The 16,429-nt window shown below is 62.6% G+C and carries 19 protein-coding genes; 12 read left to right on the top strand and 7 right to left on the bottom strand.

All coding sequences use genetic code 11. The annotated features are described in order from the left end of the window. Position 1 precedes the first annotated feature (1 nt). Together JJD66_RS03080 and JJD66_RS03075 are read right to left on the bottom strand one after the other, a co-directional pair. Positions 2-712, bottom strand: a complete 711-nt coding sequence (locus tag JJD66_RS03080) for an ABC transporter ATP-binding protein (protein ID WP_054896940.1) — start codon at positions 710-712, stop codon at positions 2-4. Positions 713-860: 148 nt separating this feature from the next. Next, positions 861-1,460, bottom strand: coding sequence for a DUF2796 domain-containing protein (locus JJD66_RS03075; RefSeq protein WP_054896939.1), 600 nt, complete (start codon positions 1,458-1,460; stop codon positions 861-863). A 129-nt stretch (positions 1,461-1,589) separates the two neighbouring features. Between JJD66_RS03075 and JJD66_RS03070 the strand changes: the two genes are divergently transcribed. Then, the gene (locus JJD66_RS03070) at positions 1,590-1,931 is read left to right on the top strand and encodes a hypothetical protein (protein ID WP_200647577.1); all 342 of its coding nucleotides are present in this window, start codon (positions 1,590-1,592) and stop codon (positions 1,929-1,931) included. On the opposite strand, the gene trxA is transcribed toward JJD66_RS03070, so the two are convergent. The 3 genes from trxA to JJD66_RS03055 form a co-directional block, all read right to left on the bottom strand. Then, the gene (trxA, locus tag JJD66_RS03065) at positions 1,928-2,800 is read right to left on the bottom strand and encodes a thioredoxin (RefSeq protein WP_200647576.1); all 873 of its coding nucleotides are present in this window, start codon (positions 2,798-2,800) and stop codon (positions 1,928-1,930) included. The two genes, JJD66_RS03070 and trxA, sit on opposite strands and share 4 nt — an antisense overlap. 152 nt (positions 2,801-2,952) lie before the next feature. Continuing rightward, positions 2,953-3,609 (bottom strand): class I SAM-dependent methyltransferase, encoded by a 657-nt coding sequence (locus JJD66_RS03060; protein WP_034126854.1) that lies wholly within the window; start codon positions 3,607-3,609, stop codon positions 2,953-2,955. Then, positions 3,606-4,061, bottom strand: coding sequence for a YbaY family lipoprotein (locus tag JJD66_RS03055; RefSeq protein ID WP_003194586.1), 456 nt, complete (start codon positions 4,059-4,061; stop codon positions 3,606-3,608). Before JJD66_RS03055 ends, JJD66_RS03060 begins: the two co-directional genes overlap by 4 nt. Positions 4,062-4,201: 140 nt before the next feature. Between JJD66_RS03055 and nrdR the strand changes: the two genes are divergently transcribed. The 11 genes from nrdR (at position 4,202) to JJD66_RS03000 (ending at position 12,374) form a co-directional block, all read left to right on the top strand. Then, the gene (nrdR, locus tag JJD66_RS03050; protein ID WP_019818855.1) at positions 4,202-4,666 is read left to right on the top strand and encodes a transcriptional regulator NrdR; all 465 of its coding nucleotides are present in this window, start codon (positions 4,202-4,204) and stop codon (positions 4,664-4,666) included. Continuing rightward, complete coding sequence (gene ribD / locus JJD66_RS03045; protein WP_200647575.1) at positions 4,663-5,790, top strand: bifunctional diaminohydroxyphosphoribosylaminopyrimidine deaminase/5-amino-6-(5-phosphoribosylamino)uracil reductase RibD; 1,128 nt, start codon at positions 4,663-4,665, stop codon at positions 5,788-5,790. The genes nrdR and ribD overlap by 4 nt, the downstream gene beginning before the upstream one ends. A gap of 49 nt (positions 5,791-5,839) precedes the next feature. Further along, positions 5,840-6,502, top strand: coding sequence for a riboflavin synthase (locus tag JJD66_RS03040; RefSeq protein WP_014720128.1), 663 nt, complete (start codon positions 5,840-5,842; stop codon positions 6,500-6,502). Between the two features lie 15 nt (positions 6,503-6,517). After that, on the top strand, positions 6,518-7,609 hold the full coding sequence (gene ribBA, locus JJD66_RS03035; protein WP_003194579.1) for a bifunctional 3,4-dihydroxy-2-butanone-4-phosphate synthase/GTP cyclohydrolase II: 1,092 nt from the start codon (positions 6,518-6,520) through the stop codon (positions 7,607-7,609). An 88-nt stretch (positions 7,610-7,697) separates the two neighbouring features. Continuing rightward, positions 7,698-8,174, top strand: a complete 477-nt coding sequence (ribH, locus tag JJD66_RS03030) for a 6,7-dimethyl-8-ribityllumazine synthase (RefSeq protein ID WP_003194576.1) — start codon at positions 7,698-7,700, stop codon at positions 8,172-8,174. Further along, complete coding sequence (gene nusB / locus JJD66_RS03025; protein WP_014720126.1) at positions 8,171-8,671, top strand: transcription antitermination factor NusB; 501 nt, start codon at positions 8,171-8,173, stop codon at positions 8,669-8,671. Before ribH ends, nusB begins: the two co-directional genes overlap by 4 nt. An 18-nt stretch (positions 8,672-8,689) precedes the next feature. Then, complete coding sequence (gene thiL, locus JJD66_RS03020; protein WP_200647574.1) at positions 8,690-9,655, top strand: thiamine-phosphate kinase; 966 nt, start codon at positions 8,690-8,692, stop codon at positions 9,653-9,655. 54 nt (positions 9,656-9,709) lie between these two features. Further along, on the top strand, positions 9,710-10,432 hold the full coding sequence (locus JJD66_RS03015; protein ID WP_200647573.1) for a substrate-binding periplasmic protein: 723 nt from the start codon (positions 9,710-9,712) through the stop codon (positions 10,430-10,432). 129 nt (positions 10,433-10,561) lie between these two features. Then, the gene (gene ribA / locus JJD66_RS03010) at positions 10,562-11,179 is read left to right on the top strand and encodes a GTP cyclohydrolase II (protein WP_057724861.1); all 618 of its coding nucleotides are present in this window, start codon (positions 10,562-10,564) and stop codon (positions 11,177-11,179) included. Continuing rightward, positions 11,176-11,595 carry an MFS transporter gene (locus tag JJD66_RS03005; RefSeq protein ID WP_200647572.1) on the top strand — a complete coding sequence of 140 codons (420 nt, stop codon included), beginning with the start codon at positions 11,176-11,178 and terminating at the stop codon, positions 11,593-11,595. The genes ribA and JJD66_RS03005 overlap by 4 nt, the downstream gene beginning before the upstream one ends. Next, positions 11,592-12,374 (top strand): cobalamin-binding protein, encoded by a 783-nt coding sequence (locus JJD66_RS03000; protein WP_200647571.1) that lies wholly within the window; start codon positions 11,592-11,594, stop codon positions 12,372-12,374. The genes JJD66_RS03005 and JJD66_RS03000 overlap by 4 nt, the downstream gene beginning before the upstream one ends. 90 nt (positions 12,375-12,464) lie before the next feature. On the opposite strand, the gene JJD66_RS02995 is transcribed toward JJD66_RS03000, so the two are convergent. Together JJD66_RS02995 and dxs are read right to left on the bottom strand one after the other, a co-directional pair. Next, positions 12,465-14,339: a TonB-dependent receptor domain-containing protein gene (locus JJD66_RS02995; RefSeq protein WP_200647570.1), complete on the bottom strand. Its 1,875-nt coding sequence runs from the start codon at positions 14,337-14,339 to the stop codon at positions 12,465-12,467. Between the two features lie 137 nt (positions 14,340-14,476). Further along, positions 14,477-16,375 carry a 1-deoxy-D-xylulose-5-phosphate synthase gene (dxs, locus tag JJD66_RS02990; protein ID WP_200647569.1) on the bottom strand — a complete coding sequence of 633 codons (1,899 nt, stop codon included), beginning with the start codon at positions 16,373-16,375 and terminating at the stop codon, positions 14,477-14,479. Positions 16,376-16,429: the final 54 nt, after the last annotated feature.

Here is a 16,429-nt window from a genome sequence, read left to right as displayed (position 1 = left end):
CTCAAACCTCTGCGGGCATGGCGGCGCGATTGAGTTCGGCCAGCGACAGGTTGCGGTCGAACAGCGAGGCCAGGCTCTGGTCATGGCTGACAAACAACAGGCTGGCGCCCGCTTCGCGGCATTCTGCGAACAGCAACTGCAGGAAGGCTTCGCGGGCGTCGTAGTCCAGGGCCGAGGTGGGTTCGTCGGCAATCACCAGTTCCGGTTGTCCGATCAGCGCTCGGGCAGCGGCCACCCGTTGTTGCTGGCCGATGGACAGCGAATCGGCACGGCGTTCCAGCAGGCTCTGGTCCTTCAAACCCAAGTGTGCGAGCAAGGTCGCAGCGGCCTGGTCGACACTGCCGTGGCGCTGTTTGGCCCGTTGCGCGCGCAGCTTGGAAAAGTGGCAAGGCAGCTCGACGTTCTCGCGCACCGACAGAAACGGCAGCAGGTTGAACTGCTGGAAGATATAGCCGGTGTGGTCCACACGGAAACGGTCACGAGCACCGGCCGAGAGTTCGGTCAACTCCTGGCCGAGCAGGCGGATGCTGCCCTGGCTGGGCTTCTGCACGCCTCCCAACAGCCCGAGCAGAGTGGTCTTGCCACTGCCGCTCGGGCCCTTGAGGAACAGGGTTTCCCCGGGTTCCAGGCGGAACGCGGGAATGTCCAGCAACTGCGGGTGTCCGGGCCAGTTGAAGCCCAGGTCGGACAGTTCGATTAACGCTTGAGTCATGGGAAGTCAGTGTCGCCTGGTAGTCGAAAATGGCGCCGATCCACTGTGGGAGCTGGCTTGCCTGCGATGGCATCGCTACGGTGTGCCTGTTGCACCGCATCGCCTGTATCGCAGGCAAGCCAGCCCCCACAGGGACTGTGCTTTCAAGTCAGAACTTCAGGGTGGCGGCGGTGGCCGTCGCTTCAACACCTTGCTGACCGCTCGGGCCGATCAGTTGTACCTGAATTTTCTGCGTGGCGGGGAAGGTCTTGAACACTTGGCTCAAGTCCAGGTTGCCCAGGGCCGCCGGCGTGGCGCAGGTGAACTGGTAATGGGCGTGAATTTCACTGTGGTCGTGATCATGCTTGTGGGCGGCTGCGCCCTTGCCGTCGGTGGCGTGGTCATCGTCGTCATGCTCAGCTTCTGGTTTGTCACCGAACAACGGGCTGTTGAGTTCCTGGCTGCTGACCACGCAACCTGCGGCCTTGGGCAGGTTGAACAGTGCCGATGGATTTTCCAGCTGCTTGCGCACGGCGGCGACCTTGGCTTTGTCGGCGGCGCTGGTGGCGGCATGTTCGAAACCCACCAGGTTCATGGCCGGGCTGTCCAGTTCCAGCTCCAAGGCCTGGCCGTCCAATACGGCATTCAGGCGCCCGACGCCATGTTCATGGGCGCCGAGGCTGCCGTGCTCGTGGTCGTGGTCTTCGTGAGCATGAGCGACAGCCAGTGGCAGCAGGGCAAACGGCAAAGCAAGCAGCAAACGGCGCATGAGAGGGCTCCAGGATGAAAGTTTTGTTATGTGATCTTATAACAATTGATCCGAGAGTTTGACCGCCCGCTTGGTGTTGCGCAAGCTGCATGGGAGCATGCCCGTCAGAAAAATGCAGGAGTAAGGACGATGTTGCGAATTCGTGGAACCATCGGTGAGTTGCCGGTGGACTTGACCTTGGAGCTTGACGACGGCGATTGGGCGCGATTGGGCGCCCAACTGCAGGCCGCCCCAACCCCCAGCGCACCGGCTGCGGCGCCGGTCAAACAGAACGAAGACCTGTGGCAGAACGCCCAGGATTTGCTACGCAAGGCCGGGCAACTCAATGGCCTGGAATTGCTCGACCAACTCGAAGGCTTGGCTGGCGATGCCGGGGCAGGCAAGCGCCTGTTGGTGCGCCTGCGCCACAGCGCCAAGGTGAAGGTAAGCAGCGGCGGGGATACGCCGCTGTACAGTTGGATCGGTGATTAATACAACGCGGCAAACAACTTGCGGCGGTACACCGTGACCAGCGGGTGATCATTGCCCAGCAATTCGAACACCTGCAGCAAGGTCTTGTGGGGCAGGCCTTCGCTGTAGCTGCGGTTGCGGATAAACAACTTGAGCAAACCTTCCAGTGCCGCGTCGTATTGCTGGCGCGCCAGTTGCTGGATCGCCAACTGATAGGCCGCTTCGTCATCCTGCGGGTTTTGCGCCAGGCGGCTTTTCAGCTCGGCAGCGTCCGGCAAATCCGCAGCCTGGCGCAGGAAGGTGATTTGCGCCTTGGCCCCGGCCAGGGCGGCCTTGTGGTCGTCGTTCTTGACCGCGTCGAGCACGGCCTGGGCTTCACCCAATTCACCGCGTTCGGCCAGGCAGCGTGCATACAGGATCAGAGCGGCGGCGTTGGTATTGTCCTCGCCCAATAATTGCACCAGCAACGCTTCGGCCTCGCTGATACGGCCTTCGCTGAACAGCGCCTGAGCCTGCTCCAACGGGTCCGCCGCAGCCGGCGGTGGCATTTGCACATGGGGCTCCAGCATCGCCCGCACTGCCGACTCCGGCTGTGCACCGGCAAAACCGTCCACCGGTTGACCATCCTTGAACAGCACCACCGTCGGCAGGCTTTGAATGCCAAAACGCGCCACGATGTCCTGTTCGGCTTCGCAGTCGATCTTGGCCAGCAGCAACTCACCCTGATAACTCTCGGCAATCTTCGCCAGCATTGGCATCAGTGCTTTGCAGGGTGCGCACCACTCGGCCCAGAAATCGACCAATACGGGCTTTTCGAAGGAGTTCTGGATAACGGCCTGGTCGAAGTTGGCGGTGGTGACGTCGAAGATGTACGGCGTGGGCTCACTCATGGGGCGTCTCGAATAAAGCAGGAATGGGGGCAACTATAAGGGCTGGCGAGGTTGGCTGAAAGCATCCTGGATTCAAGACCGCTATCGCAGGCAAACCAGCTCTCACCTTTGAAATGCATTCCCCTGTGGGAGCGGGCTTGCCCGCGATGGCCTCAAGCGCGCCGCGAATGGTACAGGCTCACCTTGCGAAACTCCCAAGGCTCGGCCAGGTCCGGCAGGGTCAAGGCCTCGAGGATCTCCAACCGCTGGTAATCCGGATGCTGGAAGTCCCGTACCCGCGAATCCGCCACCAGCGCTTCGCGGCCGCGGGTGAGGAACTGATCCAGCAACGGCAGGTTGGCGCGGTCGTAGAGTACATCGGCCACCAGGATCAGGTCGAAGCGGTCGGCTTCGGCAAAAAAGTCTGCCGAATAACTCAGTGACACCTGGTTGAGCTCGGCATTCGCACGGCAAGCGGCCAAGGCCAGTGGGTCCAGGTCGCAGGCCACCACCTCCAGGGCCCCAGCCTTGACGGCGGCGATCCCGGCTACGCCCGAACCTGCGCCGAAATCCAGCACGCGTTTGCCGGCGACCCACTCGGGATGCGCCGCCAGGTAGCGGGCCAACGCCAGGCCGCTGGCCCAGCAAAAGCTCCAATAGGGCGGCTCATGCAGGATGCGCCGGGTTTCTTCCTGGCTGAAGGCGCGGTCCATGTTGTCGGCGTCGAGCAGCCACAGCGACAATTCGGTGCCCGGCAGTGGGCAGGGCACTAATTGCGCGTCGCCGATCAGTTCGCTCAAGGCACGCTGCAGGTGCAGCGGTGGTGTCATGGTGCCTTGACGAGTTGCAAGGGGCCGGTGCTCTGGGTGATCGCCTGGGTGACGCGCACGGCAGGCAGATGCAGGATCAACTGGCCGGACTGGCTGGCGCGACCGCGCAATTCAACGCGGGCACCGGCCGGGAAGGCTTCAGGGTTGAAGCGCAGGCGGAAGGCCAAGGGCTTGCCGTTGCCGCTCAGTACGCTGCTGGCGAGCAGTTGCTGCGGGCGCGAACGGTCGTCGATCACCAAGAGCGCCATCTCGACTTCGGCACCGGCTGGCACGTTGGTCAGGCTGCCGCTGATTTCGCGCTGATAGGCGGGCAGGGGGCCGAGGTCTTCAATGCCCGGGACTTTCTTCTCTTGCGCGGGTGTCGGTTGAGGCGCGGCCGGCTTGGGGGCTTCGCTGCTGCAGGCGACCAGAAAACTGAACAGGCTGAGTAGAACGAGTGGTCGTAACTGCATGTACGGCTCCAGAAAGGACAAAATCCGTGACTTAAACAATATCAAACATATAAGCCTGCCTATATACCGTAAAGGCTATGGCTTGTCTTGCCACAGGGATGCGCTACCATGGCCCTCCCATTTTTTGTTGCCTGCCAACCATGCACTGTCCCTTCTGCGGTGCCAACGACACCAAGGTCATCGACTCGCGTCTGGTCGCCGAGGGCGACCAAGTGCGTCGCCGGCGCGAATGCCTGGCCTGTGGTGAACGTTTCACCACCTTTGAAACCGCCGAACTGGTGTTGCCGCGTCTGATCAAGTCCGACGGCAGCCGCCAGCCTTTCGACGAAGAAAAACTGCGCGCCGGTATGCAGCGCGCCCTGGAAAAACGCCCGGTGAGTGTCGAGCGCCTGGAAGCGGCGCTGGTGCATATCAAGCACAAGCTGCGGGCGACCGGCGAGCGCGAGGTCAAGAGCCTGGTGGTCGGCGAGTTGGTGATGGGCGAGCTGCAAAAGCTCGACGAAGTCGCCTATATCCGTTTTGCCTCGGTGTATCGACGCTTCCAGGACCTCAATGAGTTCCGCGAAGAGATCGACCGCCTGGCCCGTGAGCCCTCCAAACAATGACATCTGAACAGGCTGTGCTCGACGCCCACTACATGGCCCGCGCCCTCGAATTGGCGCGCAAGGGCCTGTACACCACCCACCCCAACCCGCGGGTTGGCTGCGTGATAGTGCGTGACGGGCAGATTGTCGGCGAAGGCTGGCATGAGCGCACCGGCGAGCCCCATGCCGAGCCCAATGCCCTGCGCGCCGCTGGCGACAAGGCCCGTGGCGCGACGGTGTACGTGACCCTTGAACCGTGCAGCCATCATGGCCGTACGCCGCCCTGTGCCGATGCGCTGGTGACCGCCGGCGTCGCCCGGGTGGTGGCCGGCATGCAGGACCCGAACCCCGAAGTGGCTGGCCGAGGTATGCAGCGCCTGGCCCAGGCGGGTATCGAGGTGCGCAGCGGTGTGCTGGAAACCGAAGCGCGGGCGCTTAACCCCGGCTTCCTCAAGCGCATGGAGCACGGTCTGCCGTTTGTGCGGGTCAAGCTGGCGATGAGCCTGGACGGCCGCACGGCGATGGCCAGCGGCGAAAGCCAATGGATCACCGGCCCCGCCGCCCGTGCTGCGGTGCAACGCTTGCGTGCCGAGGCCAGCGTGGTGCTGACCGGTGCCGACACGGTACTGGCCGACGGTGCCCGCTTGACCGTACGCGCCGCCGAACTGGGCCTGGACGACGCAACCACCGCCCTGGCCATGTCGCGCCCGCCGTTGCGTGTGCTGATCGATGGCCGCCTGCGGGTGCCGCTCAACGCACCGTTCTTCAAGGCCGGCCCGGCATTGGTCATCACCTGCGTGACTCCGGAGAACCAGTTCCCCCGGGGCCCTGAGTGCCTTGTGGTTCCAGGTGTGGAGGGCCAGGTTGACCTGCGCTCGGCATTGGTCGCCCTGGCTGCCCGTGGCGTCAACGATATGTTGGTGGAAGCCGGCCCAAGCCTGGCCGGCGCGTTTGCCCAACAAGGCCTGGTGGATGAATACGTGATATTCATCGCCGGCAAGTTCCTCGGCTCCGCTGCCCGCCCGTTGCTGGACTGGCCGCTTGATAAGTTGGCCGATGCTCCCCAACTCAAGATCACCGAAATGCGCGCTGTGGGCGACGACTGGCGAGTCACTGCCATCCCCGTCCCAGCAGTGAGCGTATAATTCCCGGCCTGCGCTTGAGCGTCAGCCCCCTCGTTTTCAGGAGAACGAAATGTTCACCGGCATTATCGAATCCATCGGCAGCATCCGTGCAATGACCCCCAAAGGCGGGGATGTCCGCCTGCTGGTTGAAACCGGCAAGCTGGACCTCGGCGACGTCAAGCTCGGCGACAGCATCGCCGTCAGCGGCGTGTGCCTGACCGTCATCGAGCTGCCGGGCAACGGCTTTGCTGCCGATGTCAGCCGGGAAACCCTGGACTGCACCGCGATGAACGATCTTGCGGCCGGCAGCCCGGTCAACCTGGAAAAAGCCCTGACGCCCACCACCCGCCTGGGCGGTCACCTGGTCAGCGGTCATGTCGACGGTGTCGGCGAAGTGGTGGCCCGCAGCGAAAACGCCCGCGCCGTGGAATTCCGTATCCGCGCGCCAAAAGAGCTGGCCAAGTACATCGCCCACAAAGGCTCGATCACCGTCGATGGCACCAGCCTGACCGTGAACGCCGTGAATGGCGCTGAATTTGAACTGACCATCATTCCCCACACCCTCAGCGAAACCATCATGGCCTCGTACCAGCCGGGTCGCCGGGTGAACCTGGAAGTGGACTTGCTTGCCCGTTACCTGGAGCGCCTGTTGCTGGGCGAAAAGGCCGCAGAGCCTGCATCAGGCAACATCACCGAAAGTTTTCTGGCCGCTAACGGCTACCTGAAATCCTGACCAAGGGGGTGCCGCGTGGCGCTCAATAGCATCGAAGAACTGGTTGAAGACATCCGCCAAGGCAAGATGGTCATCCTCATGGATGACGAAGATCGCGAGAACGAAGGCGATATCATCATGGCCGCCGAAGCGTGCAAGCCCGAGCACATCAACTTCATGGCCAAGCACGCCCGTGGGCTGATCTGCATGCCCATGAGCCGCGAACGCTGCGAATTGCTCAAGCTGCCCTTGATGGCGCCGCGCAATGGCTCGGGTTTCGGCACCAAGTTCACCGTATCGATTGAAGCCACCACGGGCGTCACTACTGGCATTTCCGCCGCTGACCGCGCCCGCACCGTGCAAGCTGCGGCGGCGAAAGACGCCAAGGCTGAAGACATCGTCAGCCCCGGCCACATCTTCCCGCTGATGGCCCAACCGGGCGGTACCCTGGCCCGCGCTGGTCACACCGAAGCCGCCTGCGACCTGGCGCGCATGGCCGGTTTCGAGCCAAGCGGGGTGATCTGCGAAGTGATGAACGACGATGGCACCATGGCCCGTCGTACTGAGCTCGAAGCCTTTGCCGCAGAGCACAACCTCAAGATCGGCACCATCGCCGACCTGATTCACTACCGGATGATCCACGAACGTACCGTTCAGCGGATTGCCGAGCAGCCACTGGACAGCGAGCTGGGCCAATTCAATTTGGTGACCTACCGTGATTCAGTGGAAGGCGACGTGCACATGGCCCTGACCCTGGGCAACATTTGCGCCGAAGAACCGACCCTGGTACGCGTGCACAACATGGACCCACTGCGTGACCTGTTGATGGTCAAGCAGCCGGGCCGCTGGAGCCTGCGCGCCGCCATGGCTGCGGTTTCCGAGGCCGGCAGCGGTGTGGTGCTGTTGCTCGGTCACCCGCTCGATGGTGATGTGTTGCTGGCGCACATCCGCGAAACCGCCGACGCTGTGCCGGTGAAAAAACCGACCACCTACAGCATCGTCGGTGCCGGTTCGCAGATCCTGCGCGATCTGGGCGTGCGCAAAATGCGCCTGATGAGCGCACCGATGAAATTTAATGCGATATCCGGATTCGACCTGGAAGTTGTAGAATACGTGCCCTCCGAATAAAGGCCGGCGATTTTTGCCCCTTGTTCGCGGTTAAATCATCACTGAGGGACGCACTTTTCGCGTCCCGGCTCTTTAAGAGATTTGTCGAATGACCCTGAAGACCATCGAAGGTACCTTCATCGCCCCCAAAGGCCGCTATGCCCTGGTGGTTGGCCGCTTCAACAGCTTCGTGGTTGAAAGCCTGGTAAGCGGTGCGGTTGACGCCCTGGTTCGCCACGGTGTGAGCGAGAGCGATATCACCCTTATCCGTGCCCCTGGCGCCTTCGAAATTCCACTGGTTGCGCAAAAAGTTGCTCAGCAGGGTGAATACGCGGCGATCATCGCCCTGGGCGCGGTCATTCGTGGCGGCACCCCGCACTTCGAATACGTAGCCGGCGAATGCACCAAGGGCCTGGCCCAGGTGTCCATGGAGTTCGGCGTGCCAGTCGCTTTCGGCGTACTGACCGTGGATTCCATCGAGCAAGCCATCGAGCGTTCCGGCACCAAGGCCGGTAACAAAGGCGCTGAAGCTGCCTTGTCCGCCCTGGAAATGGTCAGCCTGCTGTCGCAGTTGGAGGCCAAGTGATTTCCGACGAAAGCGATCAGTTCAACCCTCAGGACCCGCGTCCTGCCGATGCCGGCAAACCGTCCAAGAGCGAGAAGCGCCGCAAGGCGCGTCAACTCGCGACCCAGGCGCTGTACCAGCGTCACTTGGCGGGCGCTTCGCTGAACGAAATCGAGGCACAGTTTCGCGTCGATAACGATTTCACCTTCGCCGACCAGAGCTACTTCCACGACATCCTGCACGGCGTACATGCCAACTTGACCGAGATCGACACAGCCCTGGCGCCATGCCTGGACCTGACCATCGAAGAACTCGACCCGGTTGAGCTGTGCGTGATGCGCCTGTCCACCTGGGAGCTGCTCAAGCGCGTCGACGTGCCGTACCGCGTCGTGATCAACGAAGGCATCGAACTGGCGAAAGTCTACGGTTCGACCGACGGTCACAAGTTCGTCAACGGCGTGCTCGACAAGCTGGCCCCGCGCCTGCGTGAAGCCGAAGTGAAGGAACACAAGCGCTAATCTGCGCTTGATTCCTCAATGGGTGAGTTTGAGCTGATCCGCACATACTTCGCCGCCGCGCCTTGTGCGCAAGGCGGCGAAGGCATTGCCCTGGGGATCGGCGACGACTGCGCCTTGCTGGCGCTTCCCGCCGGGGAGCAATTGGCAGTCTCTACCGATACGCTGGTGGCTGGCGTGCATTTTGCCGACCCCTGTGACCCGTTCCTGCTCGGCCAGCGCTCGCTGGCCGTGGCGATGAGCGACCTGGCCGCCATGGGCGCCCACCCCCTCGCCTTTACCCTTGCCCTGACCACGCCGAGCGTCGAAGCCGATTGGCTGCAACGCTATGCCCAAGGCTTGAACGCCATGGCGCAAAGCTGCGGCGTAGGCTTGGTGGGCGGCGATACCACCCGTGGGCCGTTGAGCCTGACCCTGACCGTATTCGGCCGTGTGCCGGCTGGCCAGGCCTTGACGCGTAGCGGTGCACAGCCCGGCGACCTGCTTTGTGTGGGGGGCGAGTTAGGCAATGCCGCTGGCGCCTTGCCGCTGGTATTGGGGCAACGCACGGCTGACGCAGCAATCGCCGAGCCGCTGCTGGCGCATTACTGGTCGCCGCAACCGCAGCTGGCCCTGGGGCTGGCGCTGCGGGGCAAGGCGACAGCGGCGATGGATATCTCCGATGGGCTGTTGGCTGACTGTGGGCATATCGCCAAGGCGTCAGCGGTGCGCCTGGTGGTTGAGCGCCAGCGGTTGCCGTTGTCCGAGGCCTTGCTGGCGTTTGTCGGTGAAGACCAGGCTCAAGTAGCGGCGTTGAGCGGGGGCGACGACTATGTGTTGGCGTTCACCTTGCCACCGTCCGAGTTGGCCCCGTTGCAGGCGGATGGCTGGCCGGTGCATGTGGTCGGTCGGGTCGAAACGGGGCACGGCGTGACGCTGCTCGACGTCGACGGCCAGGACATTACCCCGGCTGTGCGCGGCTACCAGCATTTTCGCCAGACGCCCTGAGCCGGCGGTCTGCGCTACCCTTTAGACGATTATCCCGAGTAAGAGGCCGTGACTATGGCTGCATGCCGCTGGCTGCTGATCGTGCTGTGTACCTTCGTTTCCCTGGCCCAGGCGGACACTCCCGTGCCCGGCAAAATCGTGCTGGCCAGTGAGGAGTGGAACGACTACACCAACAAAGATGGTAGCGGCCTGGCCTGGGACCTGCTGCGCCACGTCTTCGAGCCAGCAGGCATTACCTTGCAAACCCGCAGCGTGCCCTACACCCGATCGGTCGGCCTGGCCCAGCGTGGTGAGGTAGATGGTTGTGTCGGCACCTATCGCGATGAGGCCAGCGCAGTGCTGTACCCGCACTGGAACTTCGACGCCGATCATGTCTACGCTCTCGGGCTGGCAACTTTACCCACGCCGACATTGGCGACCCTGGGCAACTACCGCCTGGCCTGGGTGCGCGGCTATAAATACGAGGGGTATCTGCCCAACGTGCAGCGCTTCAACCAGATCGAGCGGCGCAGCGGCATTCTGCCGATGCTGCAACACGGCCGTGCCGATTTTTATATCGACGCCCTCACCGAAGCCAAATACGTGCTCAGCCAGGCGCAAGACCCGGCGCTGTTCAAACTCACCCATATCGCTGAGCTGCCGCTCTACGTAGGCTTTTCCGACACCGAGCGCGGCAGGGCATTGATGGCCGTGTATGACCAGCGTTTGGGCATCCTGGTCCAGACCGGTGAGTTGAAAGCGATTTTCGAACGCTGGAAACAGCCGTATCCGTTCTGACGCCCATAGAACTGACTCAAAGGCCAATCGAACCTATTGATCTTTATCAGCGATAATTCAGCTTAAGCGTCTGTAGGAACGTGCTGTTACAATGCCCGCCTCTGTGAAATCTGAAATCAGGAGCACACGGTGCCCGTCGTTTTCGTCGCCGCTTCCAAGCTGCCTACCCCTTTTGCCACGTTCACCATGCACGGCTTTCTTGAAGAAGCCACCGGGCGCGAGCACGTTGTGCTCAGCCTCGGCGACATCGCCGATGGCGCGCCGGTGCTGGGGCGTGTGCATTCCGAGTGCCTGACCGGCGATGCGCTGTTCAGCCAGCGCTGTGACTGCGGCTCGCAACTGGAGGCCGCACTGCAAGCCATCGCCCGTGAAGGTCGTGGCGTGTTGCTGTACTTGCGCCAGGAAGGCCGGGGCATTGGCCTGTTGAACAAGATTCGTGCCTACGAGCTGCAAGACGGCGGCGCCGACACCGTCGAGGCCAACGAGCGCCTGGGCTTTGCTGCCGACCAGCGCGACTACGCCATCTGCCTGCCGATGCTCGAGCACCTGGGGGTCAAATCCCTGCGCCTGATGACCAACAACCCCCGCAAGGTCAAAGCCTTGACCGAGATGGGCATCACCGTGGCCGAGCGCGTACCACTGCACACCGGGCATAACCCGCACAACAAACTCTACCTGGCCACCAAAGCCAGCAAGCTCGACCACATGATGGGCAACGAGCACCAGGGCGAGGTCGACCGCGCGTGACCCGTGGCCAGGTGAAACGGCGACTGTCCTTCAACTGGTGGCAGTACCTGGCCCTGGCGTTGCTGCCCTTGTTCGTGATCAACCAGCTGTTTGGCCGTGCTGAATCCTTGTTGCCCGTATTGGCCATGCCATTCTTCATCGCCGGCGTGGCCTCGATGTTTCTCAGCCTGCGTTATTTTCACGCCTACAAACACGCGCTGATCGCCACCTCCAAAGCCCTTGATACTGCTGACGAACCCGCGGCCTGGATCACCCTGGCGGCGCGTCGGCGCACGGCCTTGCTGGTTGCAGCGTTACCGGCCTGGATCGGTGCGCTGGCGGTATTCGTCGGCCTGGAGGCGGTGCCGCTGTTTCTGTTGGCGCTGTCGACGCTGGTGCTGTTCTACCTCTATCGCATACCGCGCCAGTTAGGATGAAGCGCTATTGGCTGGCGCTGCTGGTATTCAGTGCCCAGGCGTTGGCGGTCGAACGCGTCGTCAGCCTGGCGCCGTCACTGTCTGAAATCGTGCTTGAACTGGGTGCCGAGGACTTGCTGATCGGCGTGCTTGACGGTGGTGACCGCCCGGCGGCGTTGGCGAAGGTGCCTTCGGTCGGGCACTACGGCCAGTTGGACATGGAGCGCCTGCTCAGCCTCAAGCCCGACTTGATCCTGCTGTGGCCTGGCAGCGTCGGCCCGGCCCAGCGCGAGCAGCTCCAGCGGTTGAATATCCCGGTGTACGTCGCTGAACCCCACAGCCTTGAACAACTGACCGCCCAGGTGCAGGCCATTGCCGAGCAATTGGGCCGCGCTGAGGCAGGGCGCCAGTTCGCGGTACAACTGCGCCAGCGCTTGGCCGAGTTGCGCCAGCGCTACCAGCGGGCCGAGCCGCTGCGGGTGTTTTACCAAGTGTGGAACCAGCCGCTGTACACCGTGGGCGGTGGGCAGATCATCAGCGACGCCCTCAGCGTGTGCGGGGCGCGCAATGTGTTTGATGACCTGAAGTTGCCGGCGCCGCAGGTGAATATCGAATCGGTGTTGGCGCGAGACCCCGAGGTGATCCTGGTGGGGGATCAGGCTCAGAAGGAGGCCTGGAAGGCGTGGCCGGCGATGGCTGCTCGGGTGCGGTTGGTGCCGGACAAGGGCCTGGAACGGCCCAGCGGGCAGATGCTGGAGGCGGTGGGGCGGTTGTGTCAGGTTTTATCACCTAACCTTTGAAACCGCTATCGCAGGCAAGCCAGCTCCCACAGGGGAATGCATTTCAATTGTGGGAGCTGGCTTGCCTGCGATGACATCGGTGCAGGCCCCTCAGAACTCAGGTGTCCATGTCACCCCAACCACCCACACCCGACCTTCTTCACGATAATTCTGGCTTTCCCCGAGGTAGCTGTACTTCGCCCGTGCGTAAGACTTGTCCAGCACGTTATCCACCTTCAACGACAACGACACCTCCCGGTTCAACGCCCAACTACTGCGCAGCCCCAACAAGGCATAACCGCCCAGACGGTTGCGGTTGGCTTCATCGTCGTAGCTGCTGCTGATCGCTTGCCAGCTGGCGCCGAGACCGAGTTGATCAAATTGCCGGTCCAGATCCAGGTTCACCGTTCGCCGTGCGCGACGTGCCAGGGTGTGGCCGCTGTCACGGTCACGCGGGTCGATAAGCGAAAGGCCCAGGTTGCCCTGCCAGCCAAACAGTTCCTGCTTGAGCGCCGCTTCAAAGCCGTTGATCCGCGCCGACGCCACGTTTTGCGGCTTGCCAGCGTCAAGGATAATCGCGTCGCTCAGGTCGGTGCGATACAGCGAGGCTTCCAGGCGCGTGCTGTCGCTCAGTTGGCTGCGCCATTGCAGCTCGTAGCTCTTTGATGTCTCGGGCTGCAGGTTGGGGTTGCTGTACTGGGTGTCGGGGTAATAGAGGTCGTTGAAGTTCGGCGCGCGAAAGCCTTCGCTGTAGCTCAAGAGCAGGTCATTGTCGGGGTTGACCGGCAAGGTCAGGGTGCCGCTCCAACTGTTCTGGCCGCCGAACTGCTGGTTCTGGTCACGGCGCAGGCCCAGCTCGGTGGAAAACCATTGGCTTTGGAAGCGGTGCTGCACGAAGGCCGCCCGGTTCCAGCGGCTGTTCTCGGTAAAGGTGGTGGAACCGTGGAAACGGTCTTCATACCAGTCGCCACCCACGATCAGGCTGTTTTGCTCGTCCAGGGTCAGGTCGTTCTGCCAATTGACCGAGTCGCGGTAGGTGTTGAATGCGCTGTAATCATCGCTGAGGGTATCGCGCTTGGTGTCGCGGTTTTCACTGTGGCCCAGCTCCAGGCGCGACCGCCAGCTGTCATTGAGCTTGGCATCGAGATAGCCGCTGGCGCTGCTCACGGTGTAGTCGGTGTAGGGTTTCTGGCCCAGGCTCTGCCCGGTGGCGCCGTCGTAGCGGCCATAACTGTTGTCGTACTCCGACTTGCCACGGTTATCCAACAGGTTGAAGCCCGCCTCCAGCTCATCGCTGAACGAATGGCTGAGGTTCAGGCTGATGGACTGGTTGCGGTAGGCATCATGGTCGCCGTCACTGGGAAACGACGTGTGGCTCGCGTTGATACCGGCGGTTTCATCCAGGCTCGCTCCCAGGTTGAAGCGCGTGTGTTCATCGCCGCCCGACAGGCCCAGGCTGCGCTCCCAGGTCTGGTTGCTGCCAAAGCCCAGTTTCAAGCGCGGCTGCAAGCCTTGCTCGGCATTGCGCCGGGTAAACACCTGAATCACCCCGCCAATCGCATCGCTGCCGTAAATCACCGAACGTGAACCGCGCAGCACTTCCACCCGTTCAATCTGATCGACGTTGAGGTATTGCAAGCCGCTGTCGCCGGAGGTGGTGTTGGCGATGCGTTGGCCGTCCACCAGCACCAGGCTCTGCGCCGACTTGGTGCCGCGAATGAAAACCCCCGGCAAACTGCCACGCCCACCGGTTGGCGCAACTTGCACGCCCGGCACGCGGTTGAGCAGGTCGGTGACGCTGGTGGGCTGAAGGCGGTCGATGTCGGCGCGGGTGAATACGGTGTTGGCGGCGCTGCTGTCATTACGCGCCTGGACTTGGCGGTTGGCGCTGATGACCACGTCGGAGAGCTTCAGGGCCTGGTCGCGGGTGTCGGCGAGCAGGTCAGCGCAGGGTAGCAGCAGCAGGGCAAGGCACAGGCGTTTCATGGGCTGTCCATCGCATTCGAAGGTCATGCAAAACCACTGTGGGAGCTGGCTTGCCTGCGATAGCGGTGTATCTGACACATTGTTAGCGAATGTGCCGCCGTCATCGCAGGCAAGCCAGCTCCCACATTTGGGGCAGATTACAGATTCAGTAGCGCCAGGCGCTCGCGAACGGACGCCTCGATACCCGCCTCATCCAACCCGCATTCAGCCAGCATCTGCGCCGGCTTGGCGTGCTCGACGTATACATCCGGCAAGCCCAGGTGCAGCACCGACTTGAGGATATTCTCCCGCGCCAGGAACTCGCTGACCGCCGCACCGGCGCCGCCCATGATGGCGTTCTCTTCGACGGTCACCAGCAGCTCATGGCCAGCGGCGATCTCGCGCACCAACGCGTCATCCAGTGGCTTGACGAACCGCATGTCGACCACGGTGGCGTCGATCTTCTCAGCGACTCTCAAGGCTTCGGCCAGTTGTACGCCAAACACCAGGAATGCAGTCTTGCTGCCTTGGCGACGCACGATGCCTTTACCGATTTCAATCGGCTCCAGGTCTTTCTCGATCACGGCATTCGGGCCTGTGCCGCGCGGGTAGCGCACGGCGGCCGGGCCGTTGTACAGGTGGCCGGTGCTGAGCATCTTGCGCAGTTCGTTCTCGTCGCTCGGAGTCATCACCAGCATGCCGGGAATGCAGCGCAGGTACGAGAGATCGAAACTGCCGGCATGGGTCGGACCGTCTTCGCCTACCAGGCCGGCGCGATCGATGGCGAACAGCACATCGAGGTTCTGCACCGCCACATCGTGAACCAGTTGGTCATAACCGCGTTGCAGGAAGGTGGAGTAGATCGCCACCACTGGCTTGGCGCCTTCGCAGGCCATGCCGGCCGCGAAGGTCACGGCGTGTTGTTCGGCAATCGCCACGTCGAAGTAACGCAGCGGGAAACGCTCGCTGAACGCCACCAGATCGGAGCCTTCCTTCATCGCCGGGGTAACACCCACCAGGCGCGGGTCGGCGGCGGCCATGTCGCACAGCCATTCGCCAAACACCCCGGAATACTTCGGCCCGCTGGCTTTTTTCGGCGCGGCGGCGGGGGCATCGAGGGGTTCGAGCTTGGTGATCGCGTGGTAACCAATCGGATCGACTTCCGCCGGAGCGAAACCTTTGCCTTTTTTGGTGACGATATGCAGGAACTGCGGGCCCTTGAGGTCGCGCATGTTGCGCAACGTGGCGATCAGGGTGGGCAGGTCGTGGCCGTCGATAGGGCCGATATAGTTCCAGCCCAGCTCTTCGAACAGGGTGCCGGGTACCAGCATGCCCTTGGCGTATTCTTCGGTGCGACGCGCGATTTCCCACGCGCCAGGCAGGCGCGACAGCACTTTCTTGCTGCCTTCGCGCATGCTGGCGTAGGTACGGCTGGAGAGGATCTTCGCCAGGTAATTGGACAGGCCACCCACGTTGCGCGAAATCGACATGTCGTTGTCGTTGAGGATCACCAACATGTTGGCGTCCACTTCCGGCGCATGGTTCAGCGCTTCGAAGGCCATGCCGGCGGTCAGCGCGCCATCACCAATCACCGCAATCGCCTTGCGCTCACTGCCTTGCAGGCGGGCGGCAATCGCCATGCCCAGCGCTGCACTGATGGACGTGCTGGAGTGGCCGACGCCAAAAGTGTCGTACTCGCTCTCGGCACGGCGCGGGAAGGCGGCCAGGCCGTCCTTCTGACGCAGGCTGGCCATGCGCTCGCGACGGCCGGTGAGGATTTTATGCGGATACGCCTGGTGGCCCACGTCCCACACCAGCCGGTCGTCCGGGGTGTCGAACACGTAATGCAAGGCGATGGTCAGCTCGATCACGCCCAGCCCGGCGCCAAAATGCCCACCGGTCTGTCCGACCGTGTAGAGCAATTCCAGGCGCAGCTCATCGGCCAGGGTTTCCAGCTCGGCTTCACCCAGTCGACGCAGGCCGTCCGGCGTGGCAGCACGGTCGAGCAGGGGCGTAGACGGGCGTTTGCGGGGAATCTCTTGAAACGTCGTGGGCATCAGGCGAATCGTTATAGGTATAGAAGAGGCGGCAGTTTACCTCAAGCCGTGCAA

The organism is Pseudomonas sp. MF6751, assembly GCF_016613265.1.
Taxonomy (GTDB): Bacteria; Pseudomonadota; Gammaproteobacteria; order Pseudomonadales; family Pseudomonadaceae; genus Aquipseudomonas; species Aquipseudomonas fluorescens_BV.
Note: the sequence above shows the minus strand (reverse complement) of the source record. Positions and strands in the feature narration are given on the sequence as shown.